11 protein-coding genes are annotated in these 16168 nt (G+C 54.8%); 2 read left to right on the top strand and 9 right to left on the bottom strand.

All coding sequences use genetic code 11. The annotated features are described in order from the left end of the window. Positions 1-92 precede the first annotated feature (92 nt). The 5 genes from BUA28_RS07555 to BUA28_RS16245 all read right to left on the bottom strand — a co-directional run bounded on the left by BUA28_RS07555 (position 93) and on the right by BUA28_RS16245 (position 5188). Positions 93-1391, bottom strand: coding sequence for a PfkB family carbohydrate kinase (locus tag BUA28_RS07555; protein WP_083569920.1), 1299 nt, complete (start codon positions 1389-1391; stop codon positions 93-95). Positions 1392-1464: 73 nt separating this feature from the next. Then, positions 1465-2058: a D-glycero-alpha-D-manno-heptose-1,7-bisphosphate 7-phosphatase gene (locus tag BUA28_RS07550; protein ID WP_256598262.1), complete on the bottom strand. Its 594-nt coding sequence runs from the start codon at positions 2056-2058 to the stop codon at positions 1465-1467. Next, positions 2049-2780 carry an SDR family oxidoreductase gene (locus BUA28_RS07545; protein WP_072767501.1) on the bottom strand — a complete coding sequence of 244 codons (732 nt, stop codon included), beginning with the start codon at positions 2778-2780 and terminating at the stop codon, positions 2049-2051. Before BUA28_RS07545 ends, BUA28_RS07550 begins: the two co-directional genes overlap by 10 nt. Before the next feature lie 17 nt (positions 2781-2797). Beyond that, the gene (locus BUA28_RS07540; RefSeq protein WP_072767500.1) at positions 2798-4714 is read right to left on the bottom strand and encodes a glycosyltransferase; all 1917 of its coding nucleotides are present in this window, start codon (positions 4712-4714) and stop codon (positions 2798-2800) included. Between the two features lie 348 nt (positions 4715-5062). Continuing rightward, positions 5063-5188, bottom strand: coding sequence for a hypothetical protein (locus BUA28_RS16245; protein ID WP_256598261.1), 126 nt, complete (start codon positions 5186-5188; stop codon positions 5063-5065). Positions 5189-5320: 132 nt separating this feature from the next. Here BUA28_RS16245 and BUA28_RS07535 point away from each other — a divergent pair, with 132 nt between their 5' ends. Beyond that, entirely contained in the window at positions 5321-7561 is a 2241-nt protein-coding gene (locus BUA28_RS07535) for a copper-transporting P-type ATPase (RefSeq protein WP_083569919.1), read from the top strand. Positions 7562-8121: 560 nt separating this feature from the next. Here BUA28_RS07535 and clpB read toward each other — a convergent pair. Together clpB and BUA28_RS07525 are read right to left on the bottom strand one after the other, a co-directional pair. Then, positions 8122-10728, bottom strand: coding sequence for an ATP-dependent chaperone ClpB (gene clpB / locus BUA28_RS07530; protein ID WP_072767498.1), 2607 nt, complete (start codon positions 10726-10728; stop codon positions 8122-8124). A gap of 107 nt (positions 10729-10835) precedes the next feature. Further along, positions 10836-12311: an FMN-binding glutamate synthase family protein gene (locus tag BUA28_RS07525; RefSeq protein ID WP_072767497.1), complete on the bottom strand. Its 1476-nt coding sequence runs from the start codon at positions 12309-12311 to the stop codon at positions 10836-10838. 68 nt (positions 12312-12379) lie between these two features. Here BUA28_RS07525 and nadC point away from each other — a divergent pair, with 68 nt between their 5' ends. Continuing rightward, complete coding sequence (nadC, locus tag BUA28_RS07520) at positions 12380-13243, top strand: carboxylating nicotinate-nucleotide diphosphorylase (RefSeq protein ID WP_072767496.1); 864 nt, start codon at positions 12380-12382, stop codon at positions 13241-13243. Between the two features lie 59 nt (positions 13244-13302). Here nadC and BUA28_RS07515 read toward each other — a convergent pair whose 3' ends face one another. Continuing rightward, positions 13303-14208, bottom strand: a complete 906-nt coding sequence (locus BUA28_RS07515) for a hypothetical protein (RefSeq protein ID WP_072767495.1) — start codon at positions 14206-14208, stop codon at positions 13303-13305. A 337-nt stretch (positions 14209-14545) separates the two neighbouring features. Next, positions 14546-15910, bottom strand: coding sequence for a cardiolipin synthase (cls, locus tag BUA28_RS07510; protein ID WP_072767494.1), 1365 nt, complete (start codon positions 15908-15910; stop codon positions 14546-14548). Between the last annotated feature and the right edge of the window lie 258 nt (positions 15911-16168).

The raw sequence follows: 16168 nt of genomic DNA, 5'->3' as shown, positions 1-16168 counted from the left end.
TTTGCTTCTCTTCACGTCATGCTCCTTTCCATTTAAGGTCAAAATCATGCCAGAAATTCTACTTTTAAATGGTACGGTTTTGTGGGGTAGGGTCAAAGACGTATTGGCGTGTCTTCGTCGAACGAGGTCACGAGCGCCACCGACTCAAGCCCGGACAGTACGCGTATGCGTTCGTGCAGGTTATTGATGGGTCGGTTTTCCCCTTTAAGGCGTTTGATGCTGGCATCGGCATTAAGCGCCAGAACCAGGACATCACCCAGGTCGGCCGCCTGCTCAAGATAGGCAACATGCCCACTATGGAGCAGGTCGAAGCAACCGTTCGTAAACACAATACGCTTGCCTTCCCTTCTGAACGTGTCAATCTGGCTTTTTAATTCCTGCCAGTCCTGCACATACTTGCTGCCGCTCCCAAAATACTGGTTCAGCTCGTTTTGCGTACAGGTAGCAGTGCCTGATTTTTGAAGTATCACCGCCGCAGCACACTTGGCTATCTCGCCGGCGGTTTCAATGGACGCACCGCTGGCTAACGCAAGCGTGAGCGCACTGGTATAGGTATCGCCGGCTCCGGCAGCCTTGCTGTTCTCGACTGGCTTCGAGAAAGTACGGTAGGGTTCCCTGCCGTGCTGGAACAACAGCGCCCCTTCAATATCCATGGTGGCCGCAACATATCTTGTTCCGGTTTTTTCCAGCAGCCTCTGCCCATAGGATTTGATCTGCTCGGATCGGTGGCCACCTGTGGCGGGCTCCGTGATGGCAAGCAACGTCACAAGTTCCTGGTAGTTCGGCTTTGCCGCGGTGGCGCCGACGCGTCTATATTTATCGAGTGACTTCGCGTCGATTACCACGACATTCTCTTTTTCATGCTGCAAAACACCGAGAATGCCAATGACGTTATCCGTCATAATGCCATAGCCATAGTCCGAGATCACGACAGCATCCACCTCATGAAATTTTTCTTTCAGGATGCCGATTATTCGTGCTTCATGACTCTCGCAGATGGCTTCGGTCGTGCCGGTGTCGAAACGCACCAGTAGTTGGCTGCCGGCGGTTACCCGTTGTTTTGTTATTGTCCGACGCGCGTGATCGCACAGGATGGACGAGATGTCGAGGCCATGGCTGATAAGAGCGTCTTTCAACATCCCGGCTTCATGATCGCAACCCACGACGGATATATAGTCGACCTGGGCGCCTAATTGAGCCAGATTCACCGCCGTGTTGGCTGCTCCTCCCGGCACTGCCTTGATATCCTTGATATCGACAATCGGTACCGGAGCCTCCCTGCAAATGCGATTTGCCGACCCGTCCAGGTAGACATCAAGCATTGCGTCGCCAATCACCAGTATGTTGAGACTCGTGAAACGATCGATGATGGCAAGATAATCGCTGTTCATACCCCTCCTTCCCGCGTGTCGCATGCCGGGTCACAAAAACAAACTGGGATCGACGTCACGCAACAGCATCGATTCAGCAGGGGGCAACCGCTGGCAACAGTGCGCTGGCCTTGGCATAGCGGCAAATAATATCCGCCGCCGCGGCCAGATCCTTGACTGCGTACAGAGGCTGCCGATAGTCGCCCCTTACCCATTCCGTCTCGCCACCGTTATCAAGGTGGATCGTATAACAACCCGCACGATTGCCGGCTTCCACATCATGCAGGATATCGCCTATCATCCACGAGCGTTTCAGGTCGATCACATGATCCGCTGCTGCCCTTAAAATCATTCCCGGCTTCGGTTTACGGCATGCGCAACTATCGCCCGGCCCATGCGGACAGTAATAAAACGCATCGACTTCCACGCCGTACGGTTCAAGCAATGTTCGTATCCGTTCATTAACAGGCAAAAGTTCTCTTTCTTCAAATAAACCTTTGGCGACCCCGGATTGATTGGAAATGACGATCAACTGATAACCCGCGTTTTTCATATGGCGTAGCGCCTTACCCGCGCCTGCCGTCAGGCGCACATTTGCGGGGTCGACGTTGTATGGCACATCCTGAACAAGGGTCCCGTCCTTGTCGATAAAGACAGCTGTTTCCTGCGTCATCCGCGCTACGGCCACGATGTCTCCCTCATGGGCAGCACCATTACCTCCGGAATCACCGTCTCGTCTGGCTGCGTGAGGACAAATCGTACTGTTTCGGCTACATTCCTGGGATCCTGGAGAACATTTGGATCGGTATCGGGGAATCGATCCATAATAAAGGGCGTGCGCATCCCGCCGACAACCACGGCAGTAACTTTTATGTTGTCCCGCCTGCCTTCGGCGTGCAAGGCGTGGCTGAAGCCGAGTAGTCCCCATTTACTGGCATGGTAGGCGGTCGCCTCGGTCCAGACCCGCTTGGCAGCCGTCGAGGTAATGTTAACGATGTGGCCCTTGCCCTGCCGCTTCAGGAGCGGATAGACGGCTTTTGACAACAGGAAGGGGCCACGTAAATTTACGTCCAGCACCCTGTCCCAATCGGCGATGCTCAAATCTTCGATCGAGAGCGTCGTATCGGTACCGGCATTGTTGATCAAAACATCGATACGCCCATGCTCAGTGATAACCCTATCGACAGTCTTCCTGATTTCATCCTCATTACGAACATCCAGCAGATATGAGTAAGCCGCGCCGCCTGCGTCGCTGATTGCCGTTGCTACGTTCCTTACCCGGTCTTCCTGGATATCGCAACCGCAAACAACCGCCCCTGCTGTAGCGAGCGTGCGTGCAATAGCCTCACCCAATCCTTGACCCGCGCCCGTAACAATAATTACTTTACCAGCCATATTCTGTTGATCCATGCCAAGCCTTCCTCTTGTTAATGGTGTTTTTTTAATCGGCCGACCACGTGGAGCTGACCCATTGGCCATTCTTCCGGCATCTGAACGGTTTTGTTGTCGTCAGCCCCGATCTGCTGCTCGATCAGGTGGCCCAGCATATGGAGAACATGAAGCTGCACCTCCTGAATACGGGATGTCTCGTTTGATGGAATAACGATGTTGACATCGGTTAGTTCCCCGGCGGGGCCGCCTCCCTTGCCGAGCAGCCCGATAGAGAACATCTGTTGTTTACGCGCTGCGCGGATCGCATTGATCAGATTGGGCGACCGGCCGCTCGAGCTGATGACGAGCAAAACGTCGCCAGGCCGTCCGTGTGCCTCAACCTGCCTGGCGAACACTTCATCAAAACTGAAGTCATTTGCCCAGGCAGTTACAAATGTCGTATCCGCTGTCAACGCTATTACCGGCAAGCCGCGGCGTCCGGTGGCCTCGAATTGGCCAACTAGCTCTGCCGCGAAATGCTGCGCTTCCGCAGCACTGCCGCCATTGCCGCAAACCAGCACCTTGCCCCCCCGGGCCAGCGAGCGATAGACAGCCTGGGCTGAGTCAAGGGTAGCGAGACTTATTTTCCGCTTCGACTTCTTAAGGGTTTCGATCAATGAATCGAAGGAATCATCGATGTACGAAAGCGGATCATCCTCGTCATCTTCCCGCAAGGGACTCTGCGTCGCGATCCGTTCGTACATATTGGCGGTGAGATGTGTTGCCTTCATCCATGTGTAGTTTTCGTTGACATGACGAATCGCATTTTCCTTGAAGTACATCATGAGCTTATTACTGCGCAGCAACTCCAGGATGCGCTGGCCAAGCAGGACAGGATCGTTGGGGCGCACGAGAAAACCCGTCTTGCCATCCATCACGGTAGATTTGATCCCGCCGACATTCGAGCCGATGACAGGCGTTCCGCAGGCCATGGATTCAAGCGGAGTGATCCCGAACGGCTCATACCAGGGCGTGGTTGTAAATACGTCGGCTGCACTGTAGTAGTAGTGCAACATGGCACGGGGACGGCGTCCGGCAAAGGTTACCAGGTCGCTCCCGCCCTCGGCTTCCGCGATCTTTTGCAGGCGGCCGATTTCTGGTGTCATTTTTGGGTCTGGCTCATCCGATTCGCCACCCACGATCAACAGGCGCGCCTTGAAATTGTGCTCCCGGCGCATATAACCAAGCGCTTTTATGACGTTATCAACTCCTTTTCGCGGAACCATACGGCCTACTTGCAGGATAATCTTTTCCTTGGGATCGAGTTTCAATGCCATCCGGGCAAACAACTTATCCAGCGGATAGATCTCATCCGGGCGGAATCCGTTTGGAATAACCGTAATTTTCTCTGGATCAGCCTGATAGAGATCGACCAGGTCGTCGTGCTCCTGTGGGCATAACGCCACGATCTGGTCGGCCTCTGCTATTATCCGTTCTTCGATGGCAAAGCCTTCCTCGGGGAACCAGTCGTTTTTACCCTGGTGGATTCTGCGCACTTTCGCCAGGGCGTGAAAGGTAACGATGAAAGGAATCCGGAGTTTTCGCTTGATGTCCGCCGCAACCAGCGCAGACATGAAGAAGTGAGCGTGGATAAGCTTGTAGGGGTTATTTTCTGCTTCAACAAAGCGAAGCATATCCTCTGTAAAAGCCGGCATATGCGGGAGCAGTTTCTCTTTGGGAATAAATGCTACCGGACCGGCTTGCACATGGATGACGCGTATGCCGCTCCGCCAGTTGATGATCTTTGGTACGCGCCGGTCGTCCCAGCGGGTAAAGACGTCAATTTCGTAACCTAAAGCTGCTAAATGCTGGGCTAACTCAGCCACTGCAATATTCTGACCGCCCGTGTCCGCACCGCCCACAGCCACCAGGGGCGAAGCGTGTTCGCTTATCAGGGCTATTCGCTTTTTCATACCCCTTCCTTTTCTCTGAAGCCAGCTAAAAAATTGGATGAGCCTGGTCTTGATTCAAAGCGAAAGTTTTGCCGAAAACCTTGACCGTTATGTCATTGCTGTTTTATGGCCTGTTTCACAAAAGCGATAAAAGTGAAACGCGTTTCTTAAGGCCAGCCCCAACAGAGCGCTGCCACAAGGGCTGGCGCTGCCTGCATATCTGGTTACTTCGAGGATCCAACGCAAATAAGCAGAAGGATCAGTCCGCTGAATTTATCATAGACCACCCTGAGCTGATGTCAATTCGCTGTTTGCCCGAATTTGCTCTAAAAAGAATAAAAGAAACAAATCAGGGAATCGTCTGCTCCATCACGGCAGCAGTGAAATATGAAGGACCGGAAATATCATTTTTAGTGCGGCTGTACCACCTGTGGTGCTGCAGGCGACTATAGCTTCGGTCTTGACATCAGTTACCAGCAGGCCTTTATCGTCCATCAAAAACTGCTATGAATTTCTGCGAATATCAGAAACTGGCCTAACATGAATCATAGTCATTGAAATAAAACTTGCCTTTCTTTCGTATTCCGAACACTTGGTTTGAGAGGAATTTATAGAGAGCCTGCAACCATGAACAAATACGTGAACAGTTCGGGCTCATCGCAGCAGCACGAACAGCACCACGATCACACCCACCGCCTTGCAGGCTCCGACCCCTCTTCGGCTTCTGCCCTGGCAGCAGGGGCTGCCCTCCAGTGGACGTGCCCGATGCACCCGGAAATCCTGCGGGATGCACCCGGCGATTGCCCTATTTGCGGCATGTCGCTCGTATCCATTGCCGGCACTGGCTTGAGCGGAGGCGAAGAAGCCCATGACTCGGAGTTGCGCGATCTCGCGTGGCGGTTGAAAGTGGGGCTTGCGCTGTCGATTCCTCTGGTTTTGGTCGCAATGGCGCCCATGATGGGCATTCATGAACCATTTGGCCTGGGGCCGCGTTCCCGCGGATGGGCCGAATTCCTGTTAGGGACGCCCGTTGTCTGGTGGGTGGGCTGGCCGATTTTGCGCAGATTCTGGTTCTCTCTCGTGCATCGCGCGCTAAACATGTATACGCTGATCGGGATGGGAGTCGTATTTGCTTACCTGTTCAGTCTGGCAGCAGTATTCATGCCGGGCTTGTTCCCTCAAGAGTTTCGGGCACATGATGGCTCAGTAGGAACCTATTTCGAGGCCGCCGCGGTCATCATGACGCTGGTGATACTCGGCGAATACCTCCAGACGCGAGCAATGGGCCAGACCAGCCGGGCGATTCAGCAGCTCTTGAAGCTCGCGCCCAACCAGGCGTGGCGCTTGCGCGATGATGGAACGGAAGAGCAGGTGTCGCTTGAGACAGTCGTGGCCGGCGACCGGCTGCGCGTGAAACCGGGAGAAAAAATTCCGGTTGATGGCGCTGTGCTTGAAGGGAAAAGCCGAGTCGATGAATCGATGATTACCGGCGAGCCCATGCCGGCCCCAAAAGCGCCAGGCGACAAGGTCACTGGCGCTACCATCAATAGCAACGGCTCGCTTATCATGCGCGCTGAACGGGTGGGCGCAGATACTCTGCTGGCCCGTATCGTCCACATGGTCGCGGATGCCCAGCGTACACGCGCGCCAATTCAGCTGCTCGCGGACGTTATTGCGGCCTACTTCGTCCAGATCGTCATCGCCATCGCTGCCCTCACCGCGCTTGCCTGGTGGTTTCTCGGCCCTGAACCCCGATTTACCTACGCTTTCCTAAACGCTATTGCCGTCCTCATCATCGCATGCCCTTGCGCTGTGGGTCTTGCTACGCCTATCTCGATGACGGTAGCGATGGGGCAGGGAGCAGGCGCCGGCATCCTCTTTCGAAACGCCGAAGCGATAGAGCGTATGCGTGAAATCGACACCGTAGTGGTGGACAAGACGGGCACCTTGACCCTTGGCCGCCCGACGCTGACTGATTTTTTTACGAAAGGCATTGCCGATGACGAGGCGCTCGCACTTGTCGCAGGTGTAGAGCAACCTTCGGAGCATCCTATTGGTCACGCTATTGTCGAGAGCGCCAAAGCGCGAGACCTGACGCTGCCCGCCATTGAGGATTTCGAGGCGTTTAATGGGCTGGGCGTGCAAGCTAATATTGGAGGCAAGCGCGTTCTTGTGGGAAGCCGTAATTTTCTCGCCCAGCATGATATCGATACGCGGCACTGGGAACAAACGGGGGAACGATGGCGCACGGAAGCAAAAACTGTCGTGTTTTTCGCAGTGGATGGAGCATTGGCCGGCATTGCGGCAGTTGCCGACCCGATTAAGGAAGGGACGCCTGAAGCGCTTGCCACTTTGCGCAGAGAGGGAATCCGTATTGTCATGCTTACCGGCGATTCACAACAGACCGCGGACGCAGTTGCACGACAGCTTGGTATTGATGAAGCCTTGGCGGAAGTGCTTCCCGAGCACAAGGCTGATCACGTAAAGCGGTTGCAGGCCGAGGGGCGTAAGGTCGCAATGGCTGGCGATGGCATCAATGACGCGCCCGCGCTGGCACAAGCCGATGTGGGCATCGCCATGGGTACGGGTACGGACGTGGCGATGGAAAGTGCCGGCGTGACCCTCGTCAAGGGTGATTTGCGCGGCATCGCGCGCGCCATCGTGCTTTCGCATGCCACTATGCGCAATATCCGGCAGAACCTCGTCTTCGCATTCGGCTACAACGCGCTGGGTATACCGCTTGCTGCCGGGGTGCTTTATCCGGCTTTCGGGCTGCTGCTCTCGCCGATGTTCGCTGGAGCTGCGATGGCAATGAGCTCGGTATCCGTCGTTACCAATGCGTTGCGGCTTAATCGCGTCAAACTATAAATCCGCGCAGAAACCGCTGCTGGGATAGGCGGGCACTTCACGGGACCAAAGAAACAGAACACACAGCAGTGGCCCGCGCTGACAGGAACCGCGAAAGACATCAAGACGAGGACATATTGCTTTGCTCGCTGGTAGCGGAAACTCCCATTCTTCACGACGAGCACCTGAGACTGCCGGAGGTTGGAGGCCCGAACGATAGTAAGGATGAGGAATCCAATTATTACCGCTTCTGCCCGATGTAACGCATTTTTATGGAGGACCATTTCTGATGCACAATCAGCTTCTCGTCTTCATTGCGTGGAGTATTCTTGCGCTATTCGTTGCCTGGTCGGTTGCCAGAGCGCTTATCATTCACTTCTTTCTCTGACACTTATCCCTGGGTTTTACCAGGAGGCAAACGAAAAAAAGGCGCCACTGTCGGGCTAGCCCGCGAGCGGCCTTTATTGTCCTGATCCGGCAGTCGGACACGCCCGTTTGTCGGCGCGGTGTCGACCGCCGGGGTCAAAATTATTACCTCGATTGCTCAGGACTACACGGGGAAACGCCTTCTCCCGCCCCGATCACGACTTCGCAAACACTATCATTCCATTTCTGCAATCCACCGCGATGGTGTCCTTGGCGCAAAAGCGGCCTTCGAGTATTTCCTTTGCCAGCGGGTTCTCGATTTGCGCCTGAATGGCACGCTTCAAGGGACGCGCGCCAAAAATGGGATCGAAACCCGCCTGGGCAAGCTCCGCCAGCGCCGCATCGGTCACCTCGAGTTTCATCTGGAGCTTGGCGAGCCTCTCTTCAAGGTATTGCAACTGTATCCGCGCTATGGCCTGGATATGCTTTTCGTCCAGCGCATGGAATACCACCACCTCATCGATGCGATTGATGAACTCGGGGCGGAAATAGGTCTTCACTTCGCCCATCACCGCCAGCTTGATCACCTGATAATCATCGCCAGCCATTTGCTGGATCATTTGCGAACCCAGATTGGAGGTCATGACAATGACGGTGTTCTTGAAATCCACCGTGCGCCCCTGGCCGTCGGTCATGCGACCATCATCGAGCACCTGTAGCAGGACGTTGAACACATCAGGATGCGCTTTTTCAACTTCATCCAGCAGGATTACCGAGTAGGGCTTTCTGCGCACCGCTTCGGTGAGATAGCCGCCTTCCTCGTAACCCACATAGCCCGGCGGCGCCCCGATCAATCGTGCGACCGAGTGTTTTTCCATAAACTCGGACATGTCGATGCGGATCAGATGATCTTCGGAATCAAACAGAAAACCTGCCAGGGCCTTGCATAATTCCGTCTTGCCCACGCCGGTCGGTCCCAGAAATAGAAACGAGCCATACGGACGGTTGGGATCGGACAGCCCCGCGCGCGAGCGGCGAATAGCATCGGACACCAGGCGAACCGCCTCATCCTGGCCCACAACACGGTCATGCAGTTTTTGTTCCATATGCAGGAGTTTTTCGCGCTCGCCCTGCATCATCTTCGATACGGGAATACCCGTGGCGCGGGATACCACCTCGGCGATTTCTTCCGCGCCTACCTGCGTGCGGAGCAGCTTCGGTTTGCTCTCCGCAGCGCCTTGCCCTGCCATTTCGCTCTGCTGCTGATTGTTGAGCTGCGACTGCAGTTGCGCTTCCAGTTGGGGAATCCGGCCATATTGCAGTTCCGAGACTTTCTGCCAGTCTCCCTTGCGCGTAGCCGCTTCTATCTCCAGCTTGACCTTCTCCATCTCCTCCTTGATGTGTTGAGACCCCTGCACCTGCGATTTTTCAGCTTTCCAGACCTCTTCCAGATCCGCATACTCGCGTTCCAGTTTCGCTATTTCGTCCTCCAGCAAACCCAGGCGCTTCTGTGAAGCCTCGTCTTTTTCCTTTTTTACCGCCTCACGCTCGATTTTGAGCTGAATGAGACGGCGGTCCAGCCTGTCCATCACCTCGGGCTTGGAGTCAATTTCCATGCGAATCCGTGCCGCTGCCTCATCAATCAGATCGATAGCCTTATCCGGCAGGAAGCGGTCGGTTATATACCGATGAGACAGTTCAGCCGCCGCGACAATGGCCGGGTCAGTGATATCGACACCGTGATGAACTTCGTATCTTTCCTGCAATCCACGCAAAATGGCGATAGTGGCTTCGACGGTGGGCTCTTCCACCAGGACTTTCTGGAAACGCCGCTCAAGCGCTGCATCCTTCTCGATGTATTTACGGTATTCGTCCAGCGTGGTCGCGCCGACGCAATGCAATTCGCCGCGCGCAAGCGCGGGTTTAAGCATGTTTCCCGCATCCATCGCACCTTCCGCCTTGCCGGCGCCAACCATGGTATGAAGCTCATCAATGAATACGATGATGCTGCCTTCCGCCTGAGCAATCTCCTTCAAGACAGATTTCAGGCGCTCCTCGAATTCACCGCGGTATTTGGCCCCAGCGAGCAGCGCCGCCATATCAAGGGACAGCACACGCTTGTCCTTCAGGGTTTCAGGTACCTCGCCGTTGATGATTCGCTGGGCCAGGCCCTCGGCGATGGCGGTCTTGCCCACGCCCGGCTCTCCAATCAGAACCGGGTTATTCTTGGTACGCCGCTGCAATACCTGGATAGTGCGGCGAATTTCGTCGTCACGTCCGATCACCGGATCGAGCTTGCCCATGCGCGCGCGCTCGGTAAGGTCAAGAGTATATTTTTTCAAGGCTTCACGGCTGCCCTCGGCTTCGGCGCTTCCGACGTTTTCTCCACCCCGAACCTCGCTGATAGCCTGCTCCAGCGCTGGCCGGTTGGCGCCGTGCTGCCTCAGCAGGTTGCCGGTTTCGCCTTTGTCCTGAAGTACGGCGAGCAGGAACATCTCCGACGCAATGAATTGATCACCGCGTTTTTGCGCTTCCTTGTCCGCAAGGTTGAGCAAGTTGCCCAGTTCGCGCGAGGCGTTGATTTCTCCGCCGGTACCCTCCACCTTGGGTAAACGCTCTATGGCTTTTTTTAGTGCATCGCGCAGGGGAGGGACATTTGCACCCGACCGTTGCAGCAGCGAAATCGTACCGCCATCCTCCTGTTGCAAGAGTGCAAGCAGCAGATGCTGTGGCTCAACATAGGAATTATCCTGCCCTACCGCGATGCTCTGCGCATCCGCCAGCGCCTGCTGGAATTTGGTGGTTAGCTTGTCAAAACGCATGTAAGAATCCTCGGGTAAGTGATGGATGATTTATTTTTCCATATGTGGGAACGCGTCGCGAATTTCAAGATAGCACCTCAGGGCCGATGTTGCCTTGCAGATTCACATCAGTTCACCTCAGGATAGGGATACAAAATATTGAGCGCCACGCTTTTGCCTGCTGTCTCTACGATACGCACATGCTCGCGCCTCAATTGACGGGCATGGGGCAACCCGCATGAATACGAGATCATGTCGATTTCACTATTCATGTTTCTTGCATAATTGGCGACTCGCAGGTATTTCTCCTCTACCACCAGCCCACGCTGCAAACGCCGGTTGTGAGTGGTAATGCCGGTAGGGCAGGTATTGGTATGGCAGCGCATGGCCTGGATGCAGCCCAGTGAAAACATGAAACCTCGCGCGGTATTGACGAAATCCGCTCCAGCGCACAGCGCCCAGGCTGCCCGCGCCCCCGTTACAAGCTTGCCTGCCGCGACGACGCGTATGCGACTTTTCAAGCCGGATTGCAGCAACGAATCCACCACCCGCGGCAATGCTTCCGCTATGGGCAGGCTCATGTGGTCGATGAGAGTCTGAGGCGCCGCACCGCTGCCGCCTTCGCCACCATCGATCGAGAGAAAATCGGGCGCGTATTCGACACCGCGACGGTTCACCGCATCGCACAGATCATTTATAAAGCGCCAACCGCCGATCGCGGCCTTTATGCCGACAGGCCGTCCGGTGAGTTCACGGATGTAGGCTATCTTGTCCAGCAACTCGTCCACATTGCTGATATCGACGTGACGATTGGGGCTGATCGAATCATGATGTGCAGGAATGCCACGGATAGTGGCGATTTCGTCGCTCACCTTCACGCCGAGAAGCAATCCGCCCTTGCCAGGTTTTGCACCTTGGGAAAGCTTGATCTCAAACGCCTTGACCACCTTGGCCAGTTCCTTTGCCCGCTCGGGCGAGAAGCTGCCGTCCTGCTTGCGGATACCGTACCGGGCGGTGCCTATTTGCATGACGACGTCACAGCCGCCCTCCAGGTGGTAAGGCGAGAGCCCACCCTCCCCTGTATTCAGCCAGCATCCGGCCTCCGCCGCACCGAGCGACAGCGCACGCACCGCAGGCGCCGATATCGCGCCGTAGCTCATGCCGCTGATGTTGGTTATGGACCTGGCATGAAAGGGATGCTCGCAAAAGCCCTCGCCGATGAGAAGCGATGGGGTCGGCAGGCGCTCGCTTTCCAGCAGCGGAAAAGCGACATTGACAAAAAGAATCGAGCCGGGCTCGCGCAAATCGTTGGTGGACCCGAAACCGACAATGCCGCCCTCGTTCTTCGCATTCTTGTATACCCAGCTTCGCGTAGCGCGATTAAACGGCATCTCGTCCCTGTCGCCCGAAAAGAAATACTGGCGAAAATATTCCCCCTGTTTTTCCAGAAAAAATCGCAGGTGTCCAATGACGGGGTAGTTACGCAGGATGGAATGCTTTTTCTGCGTCACATCCTGAATGAACAGGAACACGATGATCGCGATCACGATCAAGCCAAGTATCGAGCCAAAACCGTAGGAGATTACCTTCAGTGCATCAGACATGCTGCCTCCACCCTCTCATTCAGCTAAAATACTCCGATTCCATAACATAAGAAAGCCACGATGAGTTCATGGATCTAGCGATTACAATTGAAGGAAACGTCCGCGAGGCGCTGGCCGAGGATATCGGCGCGGGCGACCTTACTGCAAGCCTCATTCCTGCCGAGAAGACCGCGATCGCCACCGTCATCAGCCGCGAGAATGCGGTTTTATGTGGCGCACAGTGGTTTGACGCATGTTTCCGGCAACTGTCGCCCGAAGCCGAAGTGCAATGGTTTGCACAAGATGGCGCAGCGATCGGTGCCGAGCAACAGCTCTGCGAGATAAAAGGCAATGCGCGGGCTCTCCTCACCGCGGAACGTACCGCGCTCAATTTTTTGCAACTGCTGTCGGCCGTGGCAACGCAAACCAGGCGTTATGCAGACGCAGTGGCCGGAACCGGGGCAATAATCGTCGATACGCGCAAGACACTGCCAGGGCTGCGCCTGGCGCAAAAATACGCAGTCAAATGCGGCGGCGGCGCAAACCATCGCCTGGGTTTATACGATGGCATACTCATCAAGGAAAACCATATCGCCGCTGCGGGGGGAATCGAACCTGCCCTGCGCGCCGCGAAAAGAATTGCCCCGGCAGGGGTGTTCGTTCAAATTGAAGTGGAAACGCTGGACGACCTGCGCATCGCGTTGAATGCGGGGGCTAAGCTGATCCTGCTGGATAACCTTGACCTCGACACTTTATGCGAGGCAGTCATCCTGAACGCGCGGTTGACCAACCGGGCTGCGACACTGGAGGCATCGGGCGGGATTACGCTCGACAACGTCCGGGCGGTAGCCGAAAGCGGCGTAGACCGGATTTCCGTTGGCAGCCTCACCAAGGATATAATGGCGGTGGATTTATCGATGCGCTTTTCAGCCGACCCGCACAGCTTACTGTAACAACGTGCTATGACGAATGCGCTAACCCGCTCCCCGCTTCATCGGCTATCTCATTCCCCTTAAAGCAAGATAACATTATCCAGCAAGGGCAACGTAACCGATCCTTGTCCTTCCTCCTCGTCGGTACTCAATGTACCCAGGGGCCACGCGGGGAGATGCACCAGGGGCACGGCAAATTCAGGCGGCTGGCCCGTTTCATCCTCGCTGAGACCGAAAAGAAATAAACGATTGGGCAACCACGCGTCATTGCCCTTTATACTTAAGCGGATCGAATCGGCATTCAGCTCGGTCCTGCTGAATGGGATCATGACCGGCACGTAGTAAAGATTCGCTTGCGCTCTTTCCAGATCAGCCTGCGACGTGTCCGGAAAGACGTGGTCCACGACGAGGCGCCCGTCGATGGTCGTGATCTGAAGCGCGATATCATCATCCGTGCCGGCATCATCCACATCCGCGGTCGTCATAAGCATGAGCAACCGCCGGATCACCGTCGTTGCGGTCCCGAGTTGCACACGCGAGGGCGCGAAGGAAAGCTTTCCTTCGCTCGCGTCCGTGCTGAGGTCAATATTAGCCAGTTGACCCGCAATGACGATACCGCTCCGCAACTCGGTATCCAGAGCAAGCGGAACGACGAGTCCATCTTTTTGTTCCCCCCAGATGAAGACACTCTTGGGACGCCATAAGTCATTGCCCCGGATGCCGATACGAATGGAGGACGCGTTCAGGTCCTGAGGATCGACCGTGGACCCGACAAAAGCTTGCGGCTCAAAATCATCCTCTGTTATCTCATAAAGATTCGCTTGCCCCCGCTCCTGATCGCTCTGGCGCGTGTCAGGGAAAGTCCGGTGTAAAACATCCAACATGCCGCCTCTTACATTGATAATCAAGACGATGGGGCTATCAGTACCAGAGTCGTCGGAATTATCGGTTAGCATGCTGAACCATACGGTTTTGAGATCAGACATGATTTATTCCTCGAATGATGTGGGACTTATCAGAGTATCCACTCTTAATATAGCTTCAAGTTCATCTTTCGCCACGAGATATCCTGAAAAAGAGAGAGTAAGACGTTCTCATCATTACTTTGCACGCAACATCGGGATGCTCTGACGGCATTGTATTTTTCCTGTTCCCTGGCATCCGCCTTTTCACCGCTGGAGCATGGAATCCTGACGGAAACAGATGTGGGCTTAGCTCCATGACGAAGAATAAAAAATAATCCACCGTTAGCTGATTTCAGAGTTCCGAGGGTCGCATCCTTGACAATGGGGGCCTGGCCATTATTGGTGTATAGGCGGTTTACTATAACTGCCGAGCCAGCAAACTCGCGCCAAATTCTTTTATGCGCGTAAGAATTGGCCGCTGCCGCCATTTTTCCAATGTAACAAGTCGGGAAGATTTAATATCTTCGTCGAACAGTGCTTTCATTTGCGTACCAAACTCTTGACCAAGGATAACCGCATTAATTTCCTGGTTGTGCTCCAGGCTAAGCCAGTCAAGATTAGTCGAGCCTATGGTAGACCAGACGCCATCGATCAGCGCGGTCTTGGCGTGCAATAAAGCGCCCTCCAACTCGTAAATCTTTACGCCGGCACTCAGCAGTTCGTCGTAGGAGGCATGCGAGGCGTACAAAACCAGATTCGAATCGGTTTTGTCCGGTAACAGCAACCGCACGTCGACGCCACGCTGCGCTGCGCCCTTCAATGCAGCGAGTAACCCCGGATCAGGCACAAAATAAGCGGTGGTGACATGTGCATAGGTTTCGGCGCTGTTTATGGCGGATAAGAGCGTAACGTAGATGAGGCTGTAAGACTCATCGGGAGAGCTGCCGATGGCACGCACTACTTCGTTACCCCTCCTGCCTATCCGTGGAAAAAAGGATTTCGACGCCAGGGGCTTACCCTTCTGTTTTTCCCAGGTCGCCAGAAACAATTTCTGGAAATCAGTGACGACGGGCCCTTCGATACGAAGATGAGTATCGCGCCAAGGTGGAGTATCCCTGGTACGCGGTTTTGACCTGAATGATCCGCTGGAATATACGCTGCTGATATTGACGCCACCTACAAAGGCGACTTGGCCGTCAACCACGAGCAACTTGCGATGATCACGGCCCACTTCAAATTTCTTTCGAAGTGCCAATGGGTTGATGGGGTTGAATTTCAGCACGTTAACGCCGCTGTCCAGCAATGGCTTGAAGAATTCTTCGGGTGTATTGCCCGACCCGATACTGTCGTAGATGAAGTTTACTTGTACGCCCTGCTTTTGCTTTTCGATCAATGCAGCAGCGAAGCGACGGCCAACCTCGTCGTCTTCGATGCTGTAGGTTTCCATGTTGATATGATGCTTCGCGCCCTTTATTGCCGCATACATCGATTTGTAGGTGGTGGGCCCGTCAACCAACAGCTTCACATTATTGCCCGTCACCAGCGCGCTTCCCGAGAACTGCTCTGCCTGGGCAAGGTGCCTGGTAAAGATATTGGTTTGAGGGCTGCCGTTTTTGAGATTGGCCAGGACTGCCTTACTTTCGTGGATAGAGAGCGCACCGCGTGCGCCATCGACTTGCACCGGACGGTTTGCATGTGCCGTTTTATCTGGACCTGAAAGGGAGCCGCAACCAGCCAGCAACACGATCATGCAAAGGCTCACTGCACATTTTGGAGCTGTCATGATTAAGCTTTCTCAGGTTTGCGATACAAACGGCCGGTTTTTGTGGGGTTGGCGATTTTCACCAAATCAACAATTTTGGGAGTGATGCTTCTCTTGCTCATGGAAAATTCAACCTGAACAATTCAGCTGGTGAAGGGCAAGCAGCAAGAATCGTTCCAAGCCTATCAATCAGCGGGTTACCGGTATGAACCAGAGTGACGTGTGAAGTTCCTCGACATAACCTGACTGAAGGAATACCGGTATTGCATGGCGTTCCAT

This window comes from Nitrosospira sp. Nsp11, assembly GCF_900142705.1.
In the GTDB taxonomy this organism is placed as follows: Bacteria; Pseudomonadota; Gammaproteobacteria; order Burkholderiales; family Nitrosomonadaceae; genus Nitrosospira.
This window is presented reverse-complemented; position numbering and strand designations above follow the sequence as displayed.